We start from the raw sequence: 3,018 nt of genomic DNA on the forward strand, positions 1-3,018 counted from the left end.
CACTTTCACCACGCCAAAATCGATTAAAAACAGTTTGCCATCCTCATGACGGCGCATGAGATTATCGGGTTTAATATCGCGGTGAATACTACGCTGACCGTGAATATAGTCGAGAATTGGCAGGAGTTGCCCAAGGACATCGCGAATTTGGGCTTCATCAAAAGTCCCTGTCTGTTGCAGTTCCTCGGTGAGCGTCTGGCCGTCAATCCACTCTTGCACTAAATAAAAATACCCCTCCTGGTCAAAATGAGCTAGGAGGGTCGGGATTTGTGGGTGTTGTCCCAGGCGATCGAGATTTTCCGCCTCACGATGGAAGAGTTCGAGCATTTTTGCCCCAATTTCTCCTTTTCCCTCAACGGGATGAAGTTGCTTAATCACACAGCGGGGCTGAGACGGTAAATCATAATCGATCGCCAAGTAGGTTTTGGCAAACCCGCCTCGACTTAGGGGCGCGATCGCCCGGTAGCGATCGCGCAAAGCCAGACGATGACCGCAACTTTGACAATTTTGGGCTGAATCGGGATTGTCAGGCTGAGAACAACGACGATTAAGACAATAACCCATGGCAACGGAGACCTATTTAGAGTCTCTTCCAGAATACTCACTCCTTGCCAATCTTGAGCCTAGATCTCTTGGCCTTCAACTCGGCCGTTTATTTGAGCAGCAACGCCACTTCTTTGGCAAAATAGGTCAAAATCAAGCTGGCCCCAGCCCGTTTGATACTCACCAGCGTTTCGAGCATCACCTTTTTCTCATCAATCCAGCCTTTTTCGCCAGCGGCTTTGATCATGGCATATTCACCACTGACGTTATAGGCCGCAACGGGAACATCGGTGACATCACGAATTTGACGAATGATATCGAGATACGGAAGGGCCGGTTTCACCATGACAATATCAGCCCCCTCGGCGATATCTAATTCCACTTCTTTGATGGCTTCGATCGCATTGGCTGGGTCCATCTGATAGGTTTTCTTGTCGCCGGATTTCGGGGCCGAGTCGAGGGCATCCCGGAACGGACCATAGTAGGCGGAGGCGTATTTGGCGGAATAGGCCAAAATCCCAACATTGGTGAATCCTTCAGTATCTAAGGCTTGGCGAATCGCCCCAATCCGTCCATCCATCATATCCGACGGGGCCACCATATCCGCCCCAGCCCGGGCCTGGGACACGGCCATTTTTGAGAGGACTTCGACGGTTTCATCGTTGAGGATATAGCCGTTTTCGTCGAGTAGGCCGTCATGGCCATGACTGGTGAAGGGATCGAGGGCCACATCGGTGATCACCACTAACTCGGGGGTTTGGGCTTTGATGGCGGTGACGGTTTCTTGCACGAGTCCCTTGGGGTTATAGCTTTCGCTGCCGGTTTCGTCTTTTTTGGACTCGGAAATGACCGGGAACAGGGCGATCGCCGGAATCCCGAGGGCGGCGATTTCGGCCACTTCTTTGAGAAGTAAGTCGAGGCTAAAGCGATAGCAGCCGGGCATTGAGGCCACTTCGACTTTCTGATTTTCCCCTTCGGTGACGAACATGGGGTAAATCAGGTCATTAACAGAGAGTTCGGTTTCTCGAACCATGCGTCGTAGGGATTCGTTGCGACGCAGGCGACGGGGACGTTGAATCAGATCGAGGATGTAGGAGGAGGTAGACATATGTTAAGGATGAGGCGTTGCTGTTTAGGGCAAAAATGAAGATGTTAAACGGTGATGCAGTTAAGACGGAGGTTGACGTCAGGGGCGATCGCCGATGAGGGCGTTAACGGGCCAACCATCGGAGCATGGTAAGCCATGGCCGGGGACGGGGTAAACATTCCGTAATGTTCTGCAACATCAAGCAATGGAAGGGCAGCCGCGATTGTTGAGAATCGTCTGCACTAGAATTTCACTACAATACGGATCACTGGCCTTTCATCGTCCTAGTTTCATGACCCCCACTGTCGATTATCTCCGCATCAGCCTAATCGATCGCTGTAATTTCCGCTGTCAATACTGTATGCCCGATGGCGATGAACTTGACTATGTTTTGCAACAAAATCTCTTAACGCGCCAGGAACTGCTCAGTCTCTTACAAAACGTCTTCATTCCCCTCGGATTTCGCCGTTTTCGGCTGACAGGAGGGGAACCGCTGTTGCGGCCCGATGTGGTGGCGATCGCCCGTGATATCGCCGCTTTACCAGAAACCCAGGATTTAGCCATGACCACCAATGGCTTATTACTGCCGGATCTGGCCCAACCGCTCTATGACGCAGGACTCCAGCGCCTCAATATCAGCCTAGATTCCCTCGATGCCGAGACATTTGATAAAATCATCGGAAATCGCGGTAAAAGCCGCTGGCAGCGCACCTGGGCAGGGATTCAGAAAGCTTATGAGGTGGGGTTCAACCCCTTAAAACTCAACATGGTCGTGATTCCCGGCGTGAACGAGGGTGAGGTGTTGGAGATGGCGGCCCTAACGCGCGATCGCCAATGGCATATTCGTTTTATTGAATTTATGCCCATCGGTAATGGCTCTCTATTTGAGCATAAGGGTTGGATTGACTCAGAGGAGTTACGAGGGCAAATTCGCCAACGCTGGGGTTTAGAACCCGCCACCGTCACCGGCGCTGGCCCGGCGGATATCTTCCAAATTCCTGGCGCTCAGGGGACACTTGGGTTTATTAGTCAGATGTCCGAGTGTTTCTGCGATCGCTGCAATCGGATGCGACTCTCGGCCGATGGCTGGCTTCGTCCCTGTCTCCTCAATGAAACCGGACAACTCAACCTACGCGATGCCCTACGATCTGGGGTTCCCCTCCCTGAACTGCGACAACAGGTGCAAACCCTCTTACAGCTAAAACCCGAGATTAACTTCAAGGAACGAGATATGGGCAACCGTTTCGGAACCTATCAACGAACGATGTCGCAAATTGGGGGGTAGAAGAGGCAAGAGGCAAGAGGCAAGAGGCAAGAGGCAAGAGGCAAGAGGCAAGAGGTTCTCCACTGTTCCCTGTTCCCTGTTCCCTGTTCCCTGTTCCCTGTTC

At 52.1% G+C, this 3,018-nt stretch carries 3 protein-coding genes; 1 reads left to right on the plus strand and 2 read right to left on the minus strand.

Annotation, left to right across the window (positions count from 1 at the left end; genetic code table 11):
• Both R6U67_RS03815 and hemB read right to left on the minus strand, forming a co-directional pair.
• A partial coding sequence (locus tag R6U67_RS03815; RefSeq protein WP_410251326.1) for a protein kinase domain-containing protein occupies nt 1–564 on the minus strand: 564 nt, incomplete at its 3' end.
• An 88-nt stretch (nt 565–652) separates the two neighbouring features.
• On the minus strand, nt 653–1,651 hold the full coding sequence (gene hemB / locus R6U67_RS03820) for a porphobilinogen synthase (RefSeq protein ID WP_410251327.1): 999 nt from the start codon (nt 1,649–1,651) through the stop codon (nt 653–655).
• A 271-nt stretch (nt 1,652–1,922) separates the two neighbouring features.
• On the opposite strand from hemB, the gene moaA reads away from it, so the two are divergent.
• The gene (gene moaA, locus R6U67_RS03825; RefSeq protein WP_410251328.1) at nt 1,923–2,915 is read left to right on the plus strand and encodes a GTP 3',8-cyclase MoaA; all 993 of its coding nucleotides are present in this window, start codon (nt 1,923–1,925) and stop codon (nt 2,913–2,915) included.
• Nucleotides 2,916–3,018 lie beyond the last annotated feature (103 nt).

The organism is Sodalinema sp., assembly GCF_046483825.1.
GTDB lineage: Bacteria > Cyanobacteriota > Cyanobacteriia > Cyanobacteriales > Geitlerinemataceae > Sodalinema.